This is a genomic window from Micromonospora sp. M51 (genome assembly GCF_018070305.1).
Lineage (GTDB): Bacteria > Actinomycetota > Actinomycetes > Mycobacteriales > Micromonosporaceae > Micromonospora > Micromonospora parva.
This window is the reverse complement of the sequence record NZ_JAGPXZ010001016.1, coordinates 1-1808: the sequence shown is the minus strand read 5'-3', so window position 1 is coordinate 1808 and position 1808 is coordinate 1. Positions and strand designations below refer to the sequence as shown.

At 67.5% G+C, this 1808-nt stretch carries 1 protein-coding gene and 1 pseudogene; both read left to right on the top strand.

What is annotated here, in order from left to right; genetic code table 11:
- Nucleotides 1-670, top strand: a pseudogene (locus tag KBX53_RS31940) (extracellular solute-binding protein); the annotation flags it as partial.
- A 31-nt stretch (nucleotides 671-701) separates the two neighbouring features.
- Complete coding sequence (locus KBX53_RS31935) at nucleotides 702-1685, top strand: carbohydrate ABC transporter permease (protein WP_210863540.1); 984 nt, start codon at nucleotides 702-704, stop codon at nucleotides 1683-1685.
- Nucleotides 1686-1808 lie beyond the last annotated feature (123 nt).

Here is a 1808-nt window from a genome sequence, read left to right as displayed (position 1 = left end):
GCTCTGGGTCTGGCTGCGTCAGCAGGGCAAGGACCTCTACAAGGGCAAGGAGCTGGGCTTCACCGCCGAGGACGTCACCAAGTGGTTCGACCTGTGGAAGGGCGCCCGGGACCGCAAGGCCACCCCGACCGCCGACGTCATCCACGAGGGCAACTCCAGCGACGTCACCAAGCAGTTGGTGGTCACCGGCAAGTCGGCCACCTCCTGGGTCTGGGCCAACCAGATGCCGGATTTGAAGAAGAACACCAAGGACGAGCTGGGCGTGATCGCCTATCCCGGTGACCCCAGCGCCCAGTGGGCCCGGGCGTCGATGTACTGGTCGGTGTTCAAGGGCAGCAAGAACAAGGACGTCGCGGTCGACGTGATCAACTTCCTGAACAACGACGTCGCGGCGGTCAAGCTGCTCGGCACCGACCGTGGCCTGCCGTCCAACCTGGACCTGCGCCGGGTGGTCAGCGACGACACCACCGACCCGGCCATGAAACAGTCCATCGCCGTCGAGGCGGAGCTGACCCAGAAGTTCGGCGAGTCCCCGCAGGTGCCGATCAAGGGCCACAGCAAGGTGAAGTCCGAGTTGATCAAGGCCGCCGAGAACGCGCAGTACGGCCGGGCCACCCCCGCCGAAGCCGCCGCCCAGTTCGTCGAGGCGTGCAAGTCCGCCATCGCCTGACCGCCCCCCGAAGCGAGGAGAGGAGCCGTTCGTGGCGTTGACCACGGCGCCCGACCCGACCCGACGCGGCCCCGGATCCGCCCGGGCCCACCCGCAGAGGCGTGGGCCCGGGCGCTTCCGGCACAGCGAAGGTCTGGCGGGGTACGTCTTCCTGTCGCCGTGGCTCATCGGTCTGATGGGTGTCACGGCGATCCCCATGCTGCTGTCGCTCTACCTGAGCTTCACCAACTACGACATCCTCACCCCCTTCTCCGAGGTGGAGTGGGTGGGGCTGGCCAACTACGAGCGGATGTTCACCGCCGACCCGTCGTACTGGCAGGCGGTGCGGGTGACGCTGACCTTCGCGCTGATCGCCGTACCGCTGAAGCTGGCCGCGGCGCTCGGCGTGGCGCTGCTGCTCAACCGCGCCTGGCGCGGCGTCGGGCTGTTCCGGGGGTTGTTCTACCTGCCGTCCCTGCTCGGCGGCAGCGTGGCGCTGGCCATCGTCTGGGTCAACATGTTCAACCGCGACGGCGCGTTCAACTCGCTGTTGAGCCTCTTCGGCATCACGGGCAAGCCGTGGGTCAACGACCCCGACTGGGCCCTCGAAACGCTGATGGTGCTGGCCATCTGGCAGTTCGGCGCACCGATGGTGATCTTCCTGGCCGGGCTCAAGCAGGTGCCCACCGAGCTGTACGAGGCCGCCTCGGTCGACGGGGCCGGCCGGCTCCGCCAGTTCCGCGACGTCACCCTGCCGATGCTCTCCCCGGTCATCTTCTTCAACCTGGTGCTGGAGACCATCAACGGCTTCCAGGGCTTCACCGCCGCGTTCGTGCTCAGCAACGGCACCGGCGGCCCTGTCGATTCCACCCTGATGTACACGCTGAACCTGTACATCACCGGCTTCACCGACCTGAACATGGGCTACGCCTCGGCGATGGCCTGGGTCTTCCTGATCGCCATCGCGGTCATCACCGCGGTCTTCTTCAGCACCGGACGGTTCTGGGTGCACTACTCCGACGGGGAGGACCGGTGATGGTGGCGGTGACCCCGACGACCGCAGCAGCGCCGAACGCCCGCCGACGAGCCGGCGGACGCCCCGTGCTGCGACTGCTGATCCTGCTGGCGATCGTCGCCGTGGTGCTCTACCCGCTGATCT